Origin of the sequence: Carboxylicivirga caseinilyticus (assembly GCF_050589785.1) — a bacterium.
In the GTDB taxonomy this organism is placed as follows: Bacteria; Bacteroidota; Bacteroidia; order Bacteroidales; family Marinilabiliaceae; genus Carboxylicivirga; species Carboxylicivirga caseinilyticus.
In genome coordinates this window covers 1-21,100 of record NZ_JBNGOX010000004.1, presented here as the reverse complement: position 1 = coordinate 21,100, position 21,100 = coordinate 1, and the positions used below count along the sequence as shown (strand labels likewise).

Here is a 21,100-nt window from a genome sequence, read left to right as displayed (position 1 = left end):
TCGTAAGGATTACTATGGATATATTATATAAGGTTAATGAACTGATAGAATCTCAACTTACCAATTGGGATCTGGCAGCAATTAATTTTAAAGGTCTGAATTTAGTGAAGACCCGGAGTTTGATTTTATCAGGAGGAAGTGAAGTGAAAATTCAGTTTAATCCTGAGCGAATCAGATCGTCGGCTGCTAAGGTGGATGCCCGATCGATTCAAGAACGGCCCTGTTTTTTATGTGAACAAAACAGGCCTGAACAGCAACGTGGTGTTGATTTTGAGGACTATACTATCCTTGTTAATCCTTTTCCAATTTTCAATAAGCACCTGACTATTCCACACAAAAAACATACGCTTCAGTTGATTCAGCCTTATTTTAAATCAATGTTGGATCTGGCTTACGAACTTCCTGAATATACCTTGTTCTATAATGGACCCAAATGCGGAGCATCTGCACCTGATCATTTTCATTTTCAGGCAGGTAATAAGGGTTTTATGCCTATTGAAGAGGATTTTAAAAGTGGCAGGTTTGCAAAGTTATCAGGTCTAAGCAATGATGTGGCTATATATACATGGAAAAACTATAACAGAGGCGTGATTACACTAATGAGTTCGGAGTCTGCTGCAATCGTTTCTTTGTTTAATGAATTATATGACTTGTTGGTTCAGAGTCAAAAAGATGAAGTTGAACCCATGTTGAACGTTCTATCATACTTTGAAGAAGGTGAATATGTGGTTCATGTTTTTCCTCGAATATTACACCGACCTGCCAGTTATTTTAAAGAAGGAACAGAACAAATTTTAATTAGTCCTGCATCTGTAGATATGGGCGGCGTATTTATTACTCCGCGACAGGAGGATTACGAGAAATTAACAGCAAATGATGTGGAAGAAATACTGAATCAGGTTTGCCTGGATTCTCAGAAATGTGAAGAGTTAATTCAAACTTTAATCGAAAAATCAATTCAAAAATGAATCACATACCGGTAATAAATGTGGGTATATTATTTAAACCCCGCTTTGAATTTACTTTACATTCGCCTTTTGTTACAAAAGAGGGTAAGATTCTGTCTGATAAGTGGGTTGCTGAGCTAAAGGATGGTTCAATAGTTCTGTCTAACGGTAGTCAAACTTTTCAGCTGACAAATGGGGCCACTCTTAAACCTCAGAATGAAGAAGGAACTTTTACGCTTCATAAGGTGACCATAGGAATTAATTTTCATTGGGAGCGCGACGAGGATCAAATGTTTAAAGGGAGCCTGAAGCTATTGATTGAAGATGATAAGATCACGGCTATCAATATTCTTTCAGTAGAAGATTATCTGATGAGTGTAATCTCTTCAGAAATGAGTGCCACTTCTTCCCTTCAGCTTTTGAAAGCTCATGCAGTAATTTCTCGTAGTTGGTTGTTGGCTCAGATTGAAAAAAATAAAGCGTTGGCTCAGGAGACAGAGAAATACAGTTCGGTTTATCAATCAGAAACAGAGTTGATCCGATGGTACGATCGTGAGGATCATGCTAATTTCGATGTTTGTGCCGATGACCATTGTCAGCGCTACCAAGGGATTACAAGGGCTAATACACCTATGGTTGTGCAGGCTGTTAAAGAAACCTGGGGTGAAGTACTCACTTATAACAATGCTATATGTGATGCGCGTTTCTCAAAATGCTGTGGAGGTATGGTTGAGGTGTTTGAGAAAGTTTGGGAACCGGTTAATCATCCTTACCTGCAAAAGTTTGTGGATAACGATACCATTCCAACAGGCTTTAGTCTTGATCTGGACAATGAACCCTCAGCCGAAAAGTGGATTTTGGGAGAGCCCGATGCTTTCTGCAATACCAATGATAAAGAGGTTTTAAGTCAGGTGTTAAATGATTATGATCAGGAAACAAATGATTTTTATCGCTGGCAGGTTACGTATTCACAACAGGATTTAAGTAGTTTGATTGCTCGTCGCACAGGTATGGATTTTGGACTGATTCTGGATTTAATTCCAGTTGAACGTGGTGATTCCGGGCGATTGATAAAACTGAAAATCGTAGGAGATAAAAAGACATTGATCATTGGCAAAGAGTTAGAGATTCGTAAGGCTTTGTCAGAATCGCATCTGTATAGTTCTGCTTTTGTGGTAGAAAAAGAAGAAAAAGAACAGCAAATGAAATTTACTCTTAAAGGAGCCGGATGGGGGCATGGAGTTGGACTTTGTCAGATTGGAGCAGCTGTAATGGGCGCCAAAGGTTACGATTATAATGCTATCTTAATGCACTATTTCAGAGGGGCAGGATTGGAGAAGAGATATTAGTCAGTAGAAAGTAGTCAGTGGTCAGTAGTAGATAGGCAGTAGTTTAGAGGCAGAAGGAAGAAGAGGGAAAAGCTTATAGCTAATGGCTGATAGCTTGAATATAAATTAGGCGTTACAGACTTTGGACTTGACGCTTCGGACTTAGAAAACATGAACAAAAAATCTACATCTCCCTGGGCATGGGTGCCCAGCTTATACTTTGCAGAAGGAATACCTTATGTGGTAGTTATGACACTGGCAGTGATCATGTATAAAAAGCTTGATATTTCTAATACAGATATTGCTTTGTACACTTCCTGGTTATATTTACCATGGGTAATCAAGCCTTTCTGGAGTCCTGTAGTGGATACTCTAAAAAGTAAGAGATGGTGGATAATTGCTATGCAATTGTTGATTGGAGCAGGAATGGCAGGAGTTGCTTTTACGATTCCAACCGGCTTTTTCTTTCAATCAACATTGGCATTCTTTTGGTTACTGGCCTTTAGTTCGGCTACACACGATATCGCTGCCGATGGTTTTTATATGTTTGGGTTGAATGATAGTCAACAGGCATATTTTATAGGTATTCGTAGTACTTTTTATCGTTTGGCAATGATTACAGGTCAGGGAGCTTTGGTTTTTCTGGCTGGTCAGTTGGAAGAAATGACTTTGTTTGGTAATGAGGGTCCAAGTATCCCCCTTGCATGGTCGTTAACTTTTTATGTTGTTACCGGTTTGTTTTTGCTGCTTGCTTTGTTTCATAAGTTTGTACTGCCACATCCTCAGGATGATATGGATAAGGAAGTAAAAAGCTTTGGAGAGATAATGAATGATTTCGGTAAGACATTTCAGACTTTTTTTGCTAAAAAAGATATTTGGGTCATATTAGGAGTTTTGCTTTTTTATCGCCTGGGAGAATCTCAACTTGTGAAGATGGCATCACCTTTCCTTTTGGATTCCCGGGAAGTGGGAGGATTGGGTTTGAGCACCAGTGATGTGGGAATTGTTTATGGAACTATTGGGGTTATTTTTCTAACGATAGGAGGAATTTTAGGGGGGCTTGTAGCTTCAAAAAAAGGACTGAAATACTGGTTGTTGCCAATGGTTATTGCTATTAATATTCCTAATCTGGTATATGTGTTTTTATCTTATGCTTTGCCCGAATCGATTATAATGGTGAGTGTTGCAGTAGCAATTGAGCAATTTGGGTATGGATTTGGATTTACAGCTTTTATGTTATATCAGATTTATGTCTCAGAAGGAGAGCATAAAACAGCACATTTTGCATTCTGTACTGGGTTTATGGCTTTGGGTATGATGTTGCCGGGTATGATTTCGGGATGGATACAGGATATGATAGGTTATCAGTACTTTTTTATTTGGGTAATGGTTTGTACGATCCCGGCATTTGTGATTATTCGTTTCTTGAAAATAGATCCTTTATTTGGTATTAAAAAGCAACCAACAGATAACTAAAAATCATTGAGTTATTGTTGTGCTTGTTTTTAAGTTTTAGATTTGAAGTTATTCTCATTAAAATATAAATAAGCTATATGCCATGAGCTAGTAGCTAAAAGCTAATTAATTAATCCCAAAAGTATGAGTAAATCACAACGTTACCTTGCTCTCGATGTTCTTCGGGGGATTACCATTGCAGGAATGATTCTGGTTAACACACCCGGAAGTTGGTCGTATGTTTATCCACCCTTACTGCATTCAGAGTGGCATGGATGTACACCCACTGATTTGGTATTTCCTTTCTTCCTGTTTGTAATGGGAGTATCTATGTTCTTTTCTTTTACTAAATATGGAAGCGAACTTAATAAACAATCGGTTTTTAAAATTGTAAAACGAACAATTCTGATTTTTGCTATTGGTTTATTCTTAAACTCTTTCCCACAGTGGAGTCAGGATTTTTCTCATCTAAGAATATTGGGCGTATTACAGCGTATTGCCATAGTGTATGGCGTAAGTGCATTGTTAGTACTGTCTTTTAAGTATCGTACCATACAATATATTGGAGGTGGAATCTTGTTAGCCTATTGGGCTATTCTTTATTTCTTTGGAGGGGCAGATCCATACAGTCTGGATGGTAATGTTGTAACTGGTATTGATAAATGGCTTTTTGGAGAGCAGCATATTTATCATGGATTTGGCATTGCATTTGATCCTGAAGGTTTATTAAGCACTTTACCTGCTGTTGTTACAACATTGATAGGTTATCTGGTTGGCCGTTCTATAAAAACCATAGAAAAAGTTAAGTTGCCATTGCATTTGCTGATTGTTGGTGCTATTTTAACGGCTGCAGGTTGGTTGTGGGATTTCGTTTGGCCAATCAATAAGCCAATTTGGACAGGTTCATATGTGATTTACACAGCGGGATTAGGTACTATGTTTCTGGCTGTGTTGATATGGATCATTGATATCAAGGAATATAAAAAGTGGACATCTTTTTTTGTGGTCTTTGGAATGAATCCTTTATTTATTTATGCATTATCCGGTATTTGGGTTCGAATCCTTTATAAAATGATTCATATCAATTCCGGAGAAGATGTTTTAAATGGTTATCAGGCATTATATCAGAAGGTTTTTGTGCCGTTGGCCGGAAATATGAATGGGTCATTATTGTTTGGTATTGCTCATATCATTTTCTTTTGGTTTATCGGTTGGATTCTTTACAAACGAAAGATATTTATCAAGGTCTAATTATATAAAAGTGAATATAGTTAATCCGAATTGTCTGGTAGTTTACTTTTCAATTCGGATTTTAATTTAAGTATTACTTGTTGTTGTTTAGTTATATAGATAGTATTTTTTAGATTGTGCTCTGAATTCTTCAATGCTATCCATCCAAAGGGGAATAATATCACTTACCAGCCAGTTTTTTGTGAATTCTTTTCTTAGTTTATCACTGCCACATACTTTATCAAACATTGTGATGCGATCGCCTGAGCATAGTTCAAATACATTGTATTCCGGCCAAAGTTTATGCGCCTCCTGAAGTACATAAAATTGTATTAAGGATAAATTAGCTTCTTTGTAATTTGTGATATGTACCTGAATTCCGTGTACCATCTTTCCTTTAGAAACACTATAATAAGGTTTAAAGTGTATTGGGCGAAAGATGACGCCATTGAGATGAAGATTATTCAGATTGTTGGCAATGCTGTCTGCATTCATCCATTCGGTTGCAAATAAATGGAAGGGAAGTGTATAGCCAACGCCAATATTAAATACCATTAATTCACCCAGAATTCCACTAACCGGATAGTAAAAGCATGATTGAGCATTTGGTATATGAGGTGATGATGGCACCCAAGGTAGTCCTGTTTGATCGAAAGTCATGGATCTTTTCCAGTCTTCCATTTTAATTACTTCTAAATCACATTGAATACCGTTGTTTAAAAGTTTTTCACCATTTAAGAATAAGGCAAGTTCCCCAACTGTCATACTATGCAGGTAGGGTATTGGATACTGACTAACAAATGAAGTAAATTCAGGTTCAGTAATTAATCCTTCAATTTTTTCACCACCCAATGGGTTAGGACGATCCAGTACTAATAGCTTTTTATTATTCTCGGCAGCAGCTTCCATGGCGAGTCCGAGAGTACTTATATAAGTGTATGAACGTGAACCAATATCCTGTATGTCATAAACCAGAATATCTACATTTTGTAGCATCTCGCTGTTTGGTTTTCTGTTTTTACCGTACAGGCTGTAAACTGGTAATTGAGTTTTAGGGTCTGTAAAAGACTCAACATGATCGCCTGCAGAATAATCCCCTCTTACGCCATGTTCAGGACCATATAAAGCAACAAGATTTACAAGAGGTGTCTCGTGTAAAATATCGATGGTAGAAATAAGTTGACTGTTAACCCCCGTTGGATTAGTAATAAGTCCTACACGTTTACCTTGAAGTGATTTAAAGTTTGTTGCCTGTAATACTTCAATTCCGGTAAAGGTTTTTTGTGCATCAACTAATTGTATGCACAATAATAGTATTAGGTAAATCAATAGCTGTTGTAATGAAAGTTTCATAATGGATGATTATTTGCTTTAAATCGGTAAATGAAATATGTAATACAAATATATAAGCATTTTTATTTACTAAAAAATTAATTGAGCAGGGGTTGAGCTCGTTCTTAATTCAAAATTTTTCGGAAATAAATGAAGTCTATAAGGGTGTGGAAGAAAAATTTGAAAGATTGTTTGTTATTAGTAAAACTATTTATACATTTGATAAATGTAAGATGTAATACAACATACCGAAATATGAAAAGATTTTACTACATATTACAATTGGTTCTGCTTGTTGTGTTCGGCAGTTGTAATAATGCGATGCACGAAGTTGCTATGGAATTAGAGCAGGTTAAGCAGAAGTATGTTCCGGATACACGTGTAGCTGTTTTTGATGTGGAGGTGTTATTTCGTAATGGTGATTTAATAATAAAAGGCGAAACAACCTCTAATGATGCAAAGGCAGATTTATTGAATCATCTTAATAAGATACATAAAACAGTTATTGATAGTCTGGTTGTATTGCCGGTTTCAAATGAATTTGGATGTTATGCGCTGGTAACTATAAGTGTGGCTAATTTGCGCGAATTTCCCCGCCATTCCTCTCAGTTGGTTTCTCAAATAATTCTGGGTACTCCGGTAAAAGTATTAAAAACGGATGGAGACTGGAGTTTAGTTCAATGTCCGGATAAATATATTGGTTGGACAAATAATTCATCTCTGACTAACTTGAGTGATGAGGAATTTCAAAATTGGAAAGGAAGTAAAAGAGTTATTATTCTGAATGATGCATGGTTAAGGGATGAACAAGGAATGGTTGTTTGTGATATGGTGAAGGGAAGCATTGTTGAATTGATTGAAAAAGACAACTCAGAATGTAAGTTGGCACTTCCGGATGGTCGGCAGGGTAAAGTGTCGGAAGATTCTATATTGGATTTTGAAACCTGGCTGAATAAAATTGATTTAAATCCAAAAGCATTGGTTGAGGATGCTAAAAACCTACTTGGATTGCCATATTTATGGGGAGGTACTTCTTCTAAAGCACTTGACTGTTCTGGTTTTGTTAAAACAATTTATTTTTTGAATGGATATGTTTTGATGAGAGATGCATCTCAGCAAATCCATTATGGCGAAGGTATAGACTTGGATTTGGATAAATTAAAACAAGGCGATTTATTATTTTTTGGAAATAAAGAGGCTAACAAGGTTACGCATGTTGGAATGTATATTGGTAATCATGAGTTTATACATGCTTCCGGTTTTGTGATGATAAATAGTCTGGATTCAACCAGAGTTAATTTTAGTAAAGATAGATTGCTTTCATGGTTGGGAGCTCAAAGATATGTTGGCCAGGAAGAAAGTGAAGGAATGGTTTCTGTAGCAAGTCATCCATGGTATGTTTTACTAAAGTAATCGAGGAGTATGACCAATAGAAGAGATTTTATTAAAAATGCAGGTGTGCTGGCAGGATCTGGCCTGATAGCAAGCTCTTTTGTGTCGTGTAATGCTAAACAAGAAAAGAACCTTAGATCCACATCAAAAATGAAATTAAGTTTTAAGCCATATAACCTTCAATTGAAGCATACTTTTACCATTGCTTCCAGTTCGCGTACAACCACTCCTGTTATGTTGGTTGAAATTGAATACGATGGATTTGTTGGATATGGTGAAGCAGCTATGCCGCCATATCTGGGTGAGTCGCACGACACAGCTGCAAAATTCTTGTCGCAAATTAAATTGGAGCAATTCACTAGCCCCTTTTTGCTTGAAGAAATTTTGACATATGTAGATGGAGTTGATGTTGGTAATTATGCCGCTAAAGCTTCAATCGATATTGCGTTGCATGATCTCGTAGGAAAGATTGTTGGTCAGCCGATACATAAAATATGGGGATTGGATGCTTCCAAAACGCCCAACACAAGTTTTACTATTGGAATTGATCAGCCGGATGTTGTAAAGGAAAAAGTGGAGGAGGCTTCCCCATATAAAATTTTAAAAGTTAAGCTGGGCAAGGATAATGATAAGGAGATGATTCGTACGATCCGCTCGGTTACAGATAAACCTTTATGCGTTGATGTTAACCAGGGATGGACAGATAAAAAGGAAGCATTGGATATGATTCATTGGCTAAAAGATCAGGGAGTTGTATTTGTTGAGCAGCCTATGTCGAAAGAAAAGGAAAAGATGGATGAGATTGCCTGGTTATCGGAGAATAGTCCGTTGCCAATTATTGCCGATGAAGCACTTCAGACCATACATGATGTAATGCCTTTGAAAGGAGTCTATTCAGGTATCAATGTGAAGTTAATGAAATGTGGTGGTTTACTGGCAGCTAAAAAGATGATGACCATTGCCAGAGCATTGGATATGAAAGTGATGATTGGTTGTATGACAGCTACTTCCTGTGCGATATCAGCTGCATCACAACTTTCACCTTTGGTTGATTGGGCAGATTTAGATGGTAATCTGCTAATATCAAATGATGTATTTGAGGGAATGAAGGTGATTGATGGGAAGGTTACTTTAAGTGAGTTGCCAGGTATAGGAGTGAGGAAATTATAGAAATTGAGAAGTTAAAACGATAAACAGATTAAAGTCAGTTAAGATCCGGATTTTTGTGTGTTGACAGAATAATCTGTCGCTTGGGGAAATAAATCCAAAAAATATATAGCCAAATGCCTGCTGAGCATTCTAAGATGCTTTGCTTGATAGGATATTACATGCCTTTTTTAAAGAGTATGAAAGGATGAAAATGATTGATTAAGAACTATATAATTATTGATAATCATGTATTAACACTTTAATTACTTATCTATGAAAAAAAGTCTGTTGAGCTTGTTTTTATTGTGTTCGATCATAGTCTTTGGTCAGGCACAAACAAAAACAATAAGCGGAATAGTAAAAGATGATCAAAACATTCCCTTACCCGGGGTTAATGTTACAGTAAAAAGTAATCCATCAGAGGGAACCATTACCAGTGTAAATGGATCCTATACCATCGAAGTAAATTCAGGTGAAGTTTTGGTTTTTAGTTTTATTGGTATGGTTTCACAAGAAGTGCAAGTGGGAGATCAAACTGAAATCAATGTTAAGTTGGAACCTGAGTATTTTGGACTTGATGAAGTGGTGGCTGTTGGATATGGAGTGCAAAAAAAGAGTGATATTACTGGTTCTGTTTCATCAGTAAATGCTGAGGCTTTGGAGAATCAACCGGTGGCCAGTGCAGCTACTCTATTGCAGGGTAGAGCATCTGGTGTTATGGTAACTCAAACATCTGGTGCACCGGGTTCAGGTTTATCTGTTCGTGTGCGGGGAACAGGAACAGTAAATAATTCTTCTCCATTATACGTTGTAGATGGTATTTTTCTTGATGATATATCATTCCTGAATTCGAGTGATGTTTCTAATATGGAAGTATTAAAAGATGCTTCTGCTACAGCTATTTATGGTTCCAGAGGTGCCAATGGAGTTGTTTTAATTACAACAAAAACAGGTAAATCTGAAGATGTAAAGGTGCAATTGGAGTTAATGAGTGGGGTGCAACAGGCCTGGAAAAAACCAAATCTGATGAATTCTTCAGATTGGTTGGAAATATATAATCAGTCGCAAAATAATGCAGCTGCTTTTACCGGTTCAAGTGCATATACATCTCTAAATCTATTGTCGCCTTCTGATAATGTAAACAATACAACAAACTGGTTTGATGAAGTAACCCAAACAGGTAAGATTTACAAAGCCAATGCAACCATCTCAAGAGGTAGTGAAAAATCGAATTCTCTTATTAGTGTTGGTTATTTTAAGAATGAAGGAATTGTTTTGAATTCAGCTTATGAACGGTTGAATGCCCGCATTAACAACAATTACTTTATGGGAGATAAGTGGGAAGCAGGATTTAATGTGGCTATTGCCAATGAAAACAGCGATCAGGTTACCAGCAATGCAATAAGTGGTGTATTGACGCTTGCGCAGCGTTTGGATCCTCTTACTCCGGTTTATCAGGAAAGTGGAGAGTATGCATCTACTCCTTATTCCGATTTGGCGAATCCCGTGGCGCAACTAAACAGGGATGTTTATAATGCTAAAGTATTAAGTATTCTTGCTCGTTCATATGTTCAATTTGAGCCGGTAAAAAATCTGTTTTTGAAGAGTGCTTTAAGCCTGAATTTAAGAAGAACTAAAAGCAAAACTTATTATCCAACTTATAATTATGGAAATGAGTTAAGAACTGTAAACAGTATTTCAAAACAAACAAGTGATACAGATGGTGTATTAAGTGAAAATACGATCAGATATATTTTCTCAAAAGAAAAACACAACCTTACTGTTTTGGGAGGTTTTACGGCTGAGCAAACCAAGTATGAATATCTTGGTGCAGCGCGTAATAATGTGCCAAATGATAGTGAGGAATTACAATATATTTCGGCATCTACTGATTTGGAGAGCACAACTGCATGGAACTCGGGAACAGATATCAGAATGTTTTCTTATCTGGCTCGTGTAAATTATGATTTTGCTGGTAAATATTTCCTAACTGCTTCTTTCCGTCGTGATGGTTCTTCAGTTTTTGGTCCTGATAAACGAATGGGTAATTTCCCATCGATGTCCTTTGGTTGGAGATTGAGGGATGAAGCCTTTATGGATTGGTTATCTGAAGATCTTGTTAATCGTATCATGCTTAGAGCAGGTTGGGGACGTGTTGGTAATGCTAAAATTGATCCTTATTCTTTTACATCTACAGTTCAGAGTAGTGATGCCAGAGTTGAGTATAGTTATGTTTTTGGCGATCAGGAACAAGCCGGTGCAGCCCCTGTAAAAATGGCCAACACAGAAGTGCAATGGGAAACAGTTGAGTCAACCAACTTTGGTATTGACTTAGCCTTTTTGCAGGATAAAATTTCTTTATCAGCTGATTATTTTGTGAAGCAAACAAAGGATATGCTGGTTCAGATACCCATTGCAGAATACGCAGGTTACGACGGAAGTCCTTATGTTAATGCAGGAACTGTTGAGAATAAGGGGATTGAATTTGATTTAGGATATCGTGGAAAAATAGGTAACGATCTAAAGTTTAATGTGAATCTGAATGCTTCTCATATAAAGAACGAAGTTACCAGTTTAGGTGGAGGAGTACCTATCGTGAGTGGTAGTGTAAGTTTGGTTGGCTCGGTTACCCGCACAGCTGAAGGGTTACCAATTGGAGCATTTTATGGATATGAGGTCGAAGGAGTTTTCCAGACTGATGGTGAAGTGGCCTCAAGTCCACAAGCTGGTGATCCGATTGGAGCTGGAGACTTCAGATTTAAAGACCAATGGACAGATAAAGATAACGACGGAGTATTGGAAGAGCCAGATGGTGTATTGGATGCCAACGACCGTGTGATGATCGGAAGTCCGATCCCGGATTGGTACTATGGTTTAAATATTGATTTGGAATATAAAAACTGGGATATGACACTGTTCTTCCAGGGTGTTGCCGGTAATGAAATATTTAATGGATTTAAGTATTATAACTATGCTGATTACAAGCGTTTTGCTTTAACTGAAGATTACAAGAACCACTGGACAGCAGCTAACGGATCAAATTCTATGTTTGGGTTGAATGCAGCTACAACAGAATATAATCTTAAACAGTCTGATTTCTATATTGAGGATGGTTCATATGTGCGTTTAAAGAACTTCCAATTGGGTTATACATTCAGAAACATAACTCCATGGTTATCCAATGTTCGTTTGTACTTCTCAGGTCAGAACCTGTTAACATTCACCAAATACTCAGGATTAGATCCTGAAATAGGAGGAGGAACTCTTACTCAAGGTATCGATTATGGTACTTATCCTCAGTCGAGAACATATTCGTTTGGAGCAAGTGTAACTTTCTAAATTATTGAAGAAGATGAATAAGATCAAAAATATATTTTTAGCAGGATTGATGGTGTTTGCTGCAGTGGCCTGTAGCGAAGATTACCTGGATACAGATAAAATAGGTGAGCAAACCGAAGGTAGTTTTTACTCTAATGATGCAGAGCTGATAACAGCAGCTAATGCTTGTTATGCTCCCATGTGGGAATACCATTACAATTGGGGGCGTACCTCAATAAATAATTCTAGTACTGACGATGCCGTCGATCGTGAAGATTTGCCTTTAAGAGAATTTACGTTTGATGCGTCTCATTTCTTGTTTTTGTATAACTATCGTTATAACTACCGAGGAATATTAATTGCTAATAAGCTAATACAGAATGTTGAAGGAGTTGATATTTCGGGAGTGAAAGACAAAGATTTGCAAGCAAGAGTTGTGGCTGAAGCTAAATTTATGCGCGCATATTATTACTACGATTTAGTAAAAATGTATGGTGATGTTCCATTGATTACGGTACCTCTTTTACAGGATGATCTGGATCAGACACGTGAAAGTGCTGACAAGGTTTTTGAACAAATAGAGAAAGATTTAAACGAAGCCTGGCAAGATCTGCCAACAAAAGATGAGGTAGCCGATTTAGGTGAATTAGGTAGGGCTACAAAAGGAGCAGCTCTTGGTATGTTGGTTAAAGTTTGTGTAACCCAGGCCAGTGCAGGATACTCATCACAGTCGTTTTATGATGAATCAAAATGGGAAGATGCTAAGACTTATGCAAAAGAGTTATTTAAATTGAATTATGATCTGTATCAGGGCAATTATCATGATATTTTTACTGAAGCAGGTGAGAATGGGATAGGTTCTATTTTTGAGGTTCAGTTTTATGATTCTCCTTTGGATGATGGTGCTTTTACCAACAACGGTAATTTTACTACTTTCCTTAATATGCCTTGGTTAGGAGCTGCCGATCCATATGGTCGCTATCAGGCAACTTATGATTTATATCTAGCCTTTGAAGATGGTGATCCTCGCCGCGAGCAGTCTTTGATTAACTCTTTGACTTATGCTGTAAAATGGGCAGAAGATGATGGAACAATTCCTACAGTAAATGAAGATTTGACTGGCTTTAGTAATTATAAACATTTTCTTGAACGTGCAGATTATTATAATTTAGGAAACTTCCGGAACTCACCTGTAAACGAGCGTATTATCCGTTTAGCTGATATTTACCTTCTATATGCCGAAGCATGTTATCATACTAATGATGAATCAACAGCTAAAATCTATTTGAATTATGTTCGTGAACGTGCCCGCCAAGGAAATGAAACAGTATTACCAGATATTACAGCAAGTGGTGCGGCTTTATTAGATGCGATTTATCATGAACGACGTGTGGAGCTTTGTGGTGAAGGTCATCGTTTCCATGATTTGGTTCGTACCGGAAGATTGGAGCAAATTGTAAAAACTGACGGCTATAAAGTTAAAGCAGCATTAACAATGGAAGAAGACGGATCTGTTACCGTTGATGATTCAGGAGAACCATTATTTCATGCTACTAACCTTCAAATGCCTAAAAATATCTTCTTCCCTCTTCCTCAAACGGAAGTCGATAACACTGGTGGTTTAATAACTCAGAACACTGGTTATTAGTTTAATATTTGTTAACGTGGAAAAGGGGGAGTGGTTGCCCCCTTTTTTTGTGCCCTTTTGCAACTATTTGACTTGAATGCTGGATTTTGAATTCATTAATTATAATGACTAGGTAATATTGTCAAGATAAAATTGTGGTTTGTAAGAATGAGTAAGAATTAACATTAAACTTTATGTTTTATATAAAAAAGTTAATTTTGGATACTTAAAAATAACCTATTGAATCTTGAACGATAGATAAGAGAAATATCTAGTGTGTTTTGTATTGTTGATATACTTGTTATTCTATTGAGATTCAATTAAAATTAAACCTAATCATGAAATTAAAGAACAGTATTATTACAGTTCTCATTGTAGTATTTTATGCCTGTAACCCCTCAGGCAATAAATCCAATGAGCAAAGGCAACCGATTGATTTTGTTAATCCTTATATGGGTAATATAAGTCATTTATTGGTACCTACTTTTCCTACTATACATCTCCCCAATAGTATGTTAAGGGTTATTCCAAGCAGAAATGATTATACAACCGATAAATTATTTGGACTACCGGTTGTAACCACTAGCCACAGGGGTAGTTCAGCTTTTAATATAAACCCGGTTTCATCAGTTGATGACAAGTTGCAGTCAGTTTACAAATACAGTTATGATCAGGAAAAAATCTCCCCTTATTCCTGGGATATTTACCTTGATGAAGAGCAAATTGAGGTGAAATATGCGGTTTCTCATCAGGCCGGAATCTATTCATTTGAATTTGCATCCGGACAAAATAACTCAATTGTCATTAATAATCAATCTGGAGAAATAGCTTATTCAGATGGAGCTGTCACCGGGTTTCAGGTTGTTTCTAATGCGGTTAGAGAGAAAACTACAAAGGTTTATCTATACATGGAGATGGACAAACCTTCTATAAAAGCTGGTTTGTTGAAAGATGGTGAGATATCAGAAGAGAAAAGCGGTAATGGAAGAAATGTAAGTATTGCACTTGCATTTGATAAAGGTGTCAATAAGGTTTGTGCGAAATATGGAATATCTTTCATAAGTGTTGAACAGGCAAAGGCTAATTTGTACAGAGAGATAAAGGATTTTGATTTGGATAGAATCAAAGAAGAGGGACGATATGAATGGAATAATGCTTTATCGAAAACCAAAGTTGCAGGTGGAACTGAAGATGACAAGGTTGTGTTTTATACTTCAGTTTATCGTACCTACGAACGTCCTGTCTGTATTTCAGAAGATGGAAGATATTACAGTGCCTTCGATGGTAAGATACATGATGATGAAGGAACCCCGTTTTATACAGATGACTGGATTTGGGATACCTATCGGGCTACTCATCCATTACGCTGCTTGACTGAAAAAAAGCTGGAAACAGATATCATTAAGTCTTTCCTGAGGATGGCAGAGCAAATGGATCATTTCTGGATGCCAACATTTCCTGAGATTACGGGTGATAGTCGTCGGATGAATTCTAACCATGGGGTTGCAACCGTTTTGGATGCCTATACTAAAGGGTTGACTGATTTTGATTTGGAGAAGGCTTATCTGGCTTGTAAAAGTGCCATCACGGAAAAAACGTTAGCGCCTTGGTCAGGCATGCCTGCAGGTGAACTGGATCTTTTTTACAAACAAAATGGGTATTTCCCGGCATTGAATGAAGGAGAGCAGGAAACGGTACCTGAAGTTCATGGTTTTGAAAGTAGGCAACCAGTTGCTGTTACACTGGGAACGGTTTATGATGAGTGGTGTTTGTCGCAGTTGGCTATGTTGTTAAATAAACAGGATGAGTACGAGTATTTTCTGAATCGTTCATTTAATTACAGAACAATCTTCAATTCTGATACACATTTCTTTCATCCTAAAAATGATAAAGGCGATTTTATCGAACCTTTTGATTATAAGTTTTCAGGAGGCATGGGAGCCAGAAAATATTACGGAGAAAACAATGCCTGGGTTTATCGTTGGGATGTGCCCCATAGTGTTGCAGATCTGATTGCATTGATGGGAGGTCGTGAGCAATTTATATCTAATCTGGATGCAACTTTTAATGAACCTCTTGGGAGGAGTAAGTATTCCTTCTATGCTCAACTACCTGACCATACGGGTAATGTGGGACAATTCTCAATGGCTAACGAACCCTCTCTACACATTCCATATCTGTATAATTATGCCGGACAACCATGGAAAACACAAAAACGTATCAGAAAACTTCTAAAAGAGTGGTTTCGAAACGATTTAATGGGAGTTCCCGGAGATGAAGATGGAGGAGGCATGTCAGCCTTTGTGGCCTTTAGTCAGTTAGGATTCTATCCGGTAACACCGGGTTCAGGAGCTTATAATGTCGGCAGTCCTGTTTTTGAAAAAGCTGAAATACAGTTAGGTGATAATAAAGTGTTGGAGATAGTTGCGCATAATGCATCAGACGAAAATAAATATGTGCAATCAGCTATGTTGAATGGTAAACCTTTAAATAAACCATGGTTCTCACACGAAGAAATTCATAATGGTGGAGTATTGGAGTTTGTGATGGGGCCAAAAGCAAATAAAGAGTGGGGTACCGAGCTTGAAGATGCCCATCCATCGGCAAAAACGTTAGAGTAGGTTGAATAAATAAAATAAATTAATACCGTTTCGCACTGGATTAGTTTATTGGAGAATAGTTGAGGAGGCGTTTGCCTCCTTTTTTTTGTAGCTATATATTAACTTGAAAGAGATAGGCTTGTTAGGCTAAATTCTTAATTTCTATAAGAATTAGGAGGTGAGATAAATATTTTAATTTTATTTTTGATTGTGCAGGGAGTGTTTTACCGCAATACTATCCCTTATCCCTTTAATCTGATCAAATCTGTCAAATGAAATACATCGCATTACCTTTCATATTGTTTTTCTGTTTATCCAATATCTTTTCGCTCAATCATACTAAAGCCAATCGGGTTAAGTATAATTTCAATTCTCAATGGCTCATCCATGTTGGTGATCTTGATAATGGAGAGTCAACCAGTCTTTTAGATAAAACCTGGAAAGAAGTGACTTTGCCTTATGCCTGGAATCAGGAAGAAGCATTTAAAAAATCCATTCACGATCTGTCAACAGGGATTGCCTGGTATCGCAAACACTTTCGAATACCCAAAACAACCAAAGGTAAAAAGGTTTTTGTTGAGTTCGAGGGAGTGCGACAGGGTGCTGATTTTTATATCAACGGTCATTATCTGGGTTATCATGAGAACGGTGTGATGGCAGTTGGTTTTGATATTACCGATTACCTGAATTATGGCACTAATGAAAATGTAATTGCAGTTAAAACTGATAACGACTGGAAATATAAAGAAAGAGATACAGGAAGTGGATTTCAGTGGAACAACGATAACTTCAATGCTAATTATGGTGGAATTCCTAAAAATGTGTTTTTACATGTAATGTCTGATGTTTATCAAACATTGCCTTTGTATTCAAACCTTGAAACAATTGGAACATATATTTATGCCACAGATATTAATATCGATACTCAATCAATAAATCTGAACGCCGAAGCTGAAATTAAAAATGAGTCTGATGATGACCAATCTGTGCTGCTAAAGGTTGATCTGTATGAACTTGATGGAAAATTATTGAGTTCTTTTTTAGGTGAAACAAGCTATCTGGCGAAAGGAGAAAAGGCCATTCTTAAAGCTTCAGGTAAGGTTAATAATATCGAATTCTGGAGCTGGGGCTATGGTTATCTGTACAATGTTAAAACATCAGTTTTGATTGATGGTAAAAGTCTTGATGAGGTAATTACGTGCACTGGTTTTCGTAAGACGGCCTTTAAAGATGGAATGTTTTATCTGAATGACCGTGTGTTGCAACTTAAAGGATATGCTCAACGCACCAGTAACGAATGGCCGGCTATTGGAATGTCGTGTCCTCCCTGGATGAGTGATTATACCAACAATCTGATGGTTCAAAGCAATGGAAATCTGGTAAGATGGATGCATGTAACTCCATGGAAGCAGGATGTTGAAAGTTGCGATCGCGTGGGATTGATTCAGGCTATGCCGGCCGGTGATGCTGAAAGAGATGTAAATGATCGTAGATGGGAGCAAAGGGTTGAGCTAATGAGAGATGCAATTATCTATAATCGAAATAATCCGAGTATAATCTTTTATGAAGGAGGGAACGAGTCTATTAGTGAAGAACATATGGCTGAGCTCAAACAGATAAGAGATTTATATGATCCTTATGGAGGAAGAGCCGTTGGGTCGCGTGAGATGCTGGATAGCAAAGTAGCTGAATACGGAGGCGAGATGTTGTATATTAATAAAAGTGCTGATATCCCAATGTGGGCAATGGAATATTCGCGTGATGAAGGCCTTAGGAAATATTGGGATGAGTTTTCCTATCCGTATCATAAAAACGGCGATGGGCCTTTATACCGCGATAAAGATGCAAGTGATTACAATCGCAACCAGGATTCTCATGCCATTGAAAATATTATTCGTTGGTTCGATTATTGGGAGATGCGTCCCGGAACAGGTAAGAGGGTTAGTTCTGGAGGTGCAAATATCATTTTTTCAGATACAAATACGCATTACAGAGGTGCTGAGAACTACCGCAGAAGTGGAGAGGTTGATGCAATGCGTATACCCAAAGATAATTTTTACGCTCATCAGGTTATGTGGGATGGCTGGGTAGATACTGAGAAGCATCATACTCATATTATTGGACACTGGAATTATAACGATACCATCCAAAAAGATATTTATGTGGTATCAACAGGTGATGAGGTAGAGCTTTTTATTAACGGAAAATCAAAAGGGAAAGGTCTTAACGAGTATCGATTCCTGAATACCTTTAAAGATATTCATTGGGAAGAAGGTGTGATTAAGGCTGTTTCGTATGATAAAAATGGTAATATATTAAGTGAGGATTCCATTGAGACCATTGGTAAACCTTCGAATATTAAACTGAGTTTGATTGAGAATCCTTCAGGTACAAAAGCCGATGGTGCTGATATCGCAATCCTTCAGGTTGAAGTAACTGATTCAAAAGGTCGAAGGTGTCCGTTGGCAAATGATTTAATACAATTTCAATTAACAGGCGAAGGTCAATGGCTGGGAGGTATTGCACAGGGAAAGGACAATTATATTTTATCAAAAGAATTACCTGTGGAATGCGGAGTAAATAGGGCTTTAATCAGATCAACAACAAAAGACGGAAAGATTTATGTAAAAGCTTCAGCCAATGGATTGGAGTCAGATGAAATTACTTTTTCTACTCATCCATTTCAGGTTAATGATGGATTGTCGTTACAACTGCCATCTGACGGATTGGATGTTTATTTGGACAGAGGACCGACTCCCAAAGGACCATCATATCTTGTAAGTAAAGTGGATATTCCCATCAAGAGTGCGGTAGCCGGACATAATATTGAAAATGTCACCAATAGTTTCGATGATAATGAACTGACAGAGTGGAAAAACGATGGAACTATCGAAACCGGTTGGATAAAATATAAGTTGGAAGAAGAATCTGTTTTGGATGAGTGTATCATCAAATTGTCGGGTTGGCGCATGAGAGAGTATCCCATTGAAATATTGGTTGATGGTCAGTTGGCTTTTTCAGGAAAGACATCCAGGAGTCTTGGTTACGTTATTTTGCCTCTTAAAGGTTTGAAAGGGGCTGAGGTAACCATAAAGCTTATTGGTGCCAATACCGAGCAGGATGCTTATGGGCAGATAACTGAACTGGATGCTGCCAATGTTGAATTGGACCTCTATCGTGATCCGAATGGGGCAAAAGCTAATGGTCAGCTTCGTATTGTGGAAGTAGAATTTCTGAGGTATGTAAATAATTAATTGTAATGCAGGTTGATTGAGACATACTATTTCAACAGTTTATATAAAATTCTATCTTAGTGATTTAATATAAAACAATTGATGCACCACCTTACCTACTTCAGAGAACTTTGGGAAACCAGTTCTACAGATTTTCCCAGATTAAACAAAGAATATTCCTTTCATCAAAAGATCTTGCACGAAAAGAAGTTTGATTCTTTCTTTCATTCCCTTCGCGAGAGTTTAAATGAAAGTAAAACAGATAATAATCAATCGTCTGAGAACCCTGTATTTTCTCAAATAAGAAACTTTTTAAAAGAAGGACTGGATTATTCCGATGATCAGCTCGACATTATCTTATCGAATGATATGATTGCTAACACCTTACATTTTATTAACGAAGCACGCAGTTTTGATAAAGAATTGGGTTTGGAAGAAATTTTTCAGGCATGTCGGAATGTATGGATTATGAATGGACTTCAGTATCTCTTTGGTCAGCAAATAAGACTTACTCCATCCATTTTTGCATATAGCATGTTATATCCGTATACCGATAATTTTATTGATGATGTGAGTGTTTCGGCCGAAGAAAAACAGGCTTTTGCAGAACGATTCTATAAAAGGTTGGATAATCAGGTTGTAGAAGCAGCGAACGCTACAGAAACTAAAATATTTCAACTGGTAGCTAAGATAGAAGAGGAATGGCCACGGGATTTATATCCGGATGTTTATACAAGTTTATTAGCTATTCATGAAGCTCAGACCAAGAGTTCCGCATTGTTAACCGAAAGCCATTCATTACCTAAAGAAGAGGTATTTGATATTTGTGTGAATAAGGGTGGTTGTTCGGTAATGGCCGATGGTTATCTTATTTTGGGTAACCTTAATGAAGAACAGGAAAAGTTCTTATATGGTTATGGTGCCTACCTTCAGATTCTGGATGATCTTCAGGATGTTTATACCGATAGCAGACAGGGTTTAATGACCTGTTTTTCGGAGGCTGCAAGAAGAGATGTAATTGATGAATATGCCAGCAGAACTTTCTGGCTGGGAGAAATGATATTAAAGAGTGTTGAACAGCTCAGTTATGCTAACAAATCTGTCTTCTTTTCATTGATGGAAAAAAGCATTGAGTTGTTTATTCTCGAATCTGTTATATCAGCAGGTTCATTATTCAGTAATAAGTATGTAAAAGCATTTAAGAGGTTCTCACCGGTTCGCATATCATACCTAACTAAACGTAGAGACTTATTAGGCTCATATCCCAAAAATATTATTGAAAAAATTGCTGAAATAGCAATTCATCAGTTTGATCCAATAGTAAATGAATTGGTCGATTAAGGCAATACAATAAAAAGAGGGTGCCTCAATTTTGGACACCCTCATTTTAGTCTGGGATATTCAGAAGTTGATTTATTTCTTTGATAATTAAGTAATTATCACTATCTTAAAAGTGTAACAAAACCCCGAAAACAGGCACTTTTGCCAT

The 21,100-nt window shown here is 37.2% G+C and carries 12 protein-coding genes; 11 read left to right on the top strand and 1 reads right to left on the bottom strand.

Annotated features, from left to right (window positions below; all coding sequences use genetic code 11):
• The first annotated feature begins 14 nt into the window (after window positions 1–14).
• From ACRD62_RS02855 to ACRD62_RS02840, 4 genes are all read left to right on the top strand, one after another.
• Complete coding sequence (locus ACRD62_RS02855; RefSeq protein WP_430818608.1) at window positions 15–968, top strand: DUF4922 domain-containing protein; 954 nt, start codon at window positions 15–17, stop codon at window positions 966–968.
• Complete coding sequence (locus tag ACRD62_RS02850; protein ID WP_430818607.1) at window positions 965–2,296, top strand: SpoIID/LytB domain-containing protein; 1,332 nt, start codon at window positions 965–967, stop codon at window positions 2,294–2,296. Before ACRD62_RS02855 ends, ACRD62_RS02850 begins: the two co-directional genes overlap by 4 nt.
• Before the next feature lie 150 nt (window positions 2,297–2,446).
• Entirely contained in the window at window positions 2,447–3,751 is a 1,305-nt protein-coding gene (locus ACRD62_RS02845; protein WP_430818606.1) for an MFS transporter, read from the top strand.
• A gap of 123 nt (window positions 3,752–3,874) precedes the next feature.
• Window positions 3,875–4,981 (top strand): acyltransferase family protein, encoded by a 1,107-nt coding sequence (locus tag ACRD62_RS02840; protein ID WP_430818605.1) that lies wholly within the window; start codon window positions 3,875–3,877, stop codon window positions 4,979–4,981.
• Between the two features lie 87 nt (window positions 4,982–5,068).
• Here ACRD62_RS02840 and ACRD62_RS02835 read toward each other — a convergent pair whose 3' ends face one another.
• A complete protein-coding gene (locus ACRD62_RS02835) occupies window positions 5,069–6,313 on the bottom strand; it encodes an exo-beta-N-acetylmuramidase NamZ family protein (RefSeq protein ID WP_430818604.1) in 1,245 nt (414 codons plus the stop codon).
• A gap of 234 nt (window positions 6,314–6,547) precedes the next feature.
• Here ACRD62_RS02835 and ACRD62_RS02830 point away from each other — a divergent pair, with 234 nt between their 5' ends.
• The 7 genes from ACRD62_RS02830 (at window position 6,548) to ACRD62_RS02800 (ending at window position 20,952) form a co-directional block, all read left to right on the top strand.
• The gene (locus tag ACRD62_RS02830; RefSeq protein WP_430818603.1) at window positions 6,548–7,705 is read left to right on the top strand and encodes a C40 family peptidase; all 1,158 of its coding nucleotides are present in this window, start codon (window positions 6,548–6,550) and stop codon (window positions 7,703–7,705) included.
• Window positions 7,706–7,714: 9 nt separating this feature from the next.
• Window positions 7,715–8,854: a dipeptide epimerase gene (locus tag ACRD62_RS02825; RefSeq protein WP_430818602.1), complete on the top strand. Its 1,140-nt coding sequence runs from the start codon at window positions 7,715–7,717 to the stop codon at window positions 8,852–8,854.
• Window positions 8,855–9,106: 252 nt separating this feature from the next.
• Entirely contained in the window at window positions 9,107–12,172 is a 3,066-nt protein-coding gene (locus ACRD62_RS02820) for a SusC/RagA family TonB-linked outer membrane protein (RefSeq protein ID WP_430818601.1), read from the top strand.
• A 13-nt stretch (window positions 12,173–12,185) separates the two neighbouring features.
• A complete protein-coding gene (locus ACRD62_RS02815; protein WP_430818600.1) occupies window positions 12,186–13,799 on the top strand; it encodes a RagB/SusD family nutrient uptake outer membrane protein in 1,614 nt (537 codons plus the stop codon).
• 317 nt (window positions 13,800–14,116) lie between these two features.
• On the top strand, window positions 14,117–16,399 hold the full coding sequence (locus ACRD62_RS02810; RefSeq protein ID WP_430818599.1) for a GH92 family glycosyl hydrolase: 2,283 nt from the start codon (window positions 14,117–14,119) through the stop codon (window positions 16,397–16,399).
• A gap of 251 nt (window positions 16,400–16,650) precedes the next feature.
• A complete protein-coding gene (locus ACRD62_RS02805; protein WP_430818598.1) occupies window positions 16,651–19,632 on the top strand; it encodes a glycoside hydrolase family 2 protein in 2,982 nt (993 codons plus the stop codon).
• 81 nt (window positions 19,633–19,713) lie between these two features.
• The gene (locus ACRD62_RS02800) at window positions 19,714–20,952 is read left to right on the top strand and encodes an isoprenoid biosynthesis enzyme family protein (RefSeq protein ID WP_430818597.1); all 1,239 of its coding nucleotides are present in this window, start codon (window positions 19,714–19,716) and stop codon (window positions 20,950–20,952) included.
• Window positions 20,953–21,100: the final 148 nt, after the last annotated feature.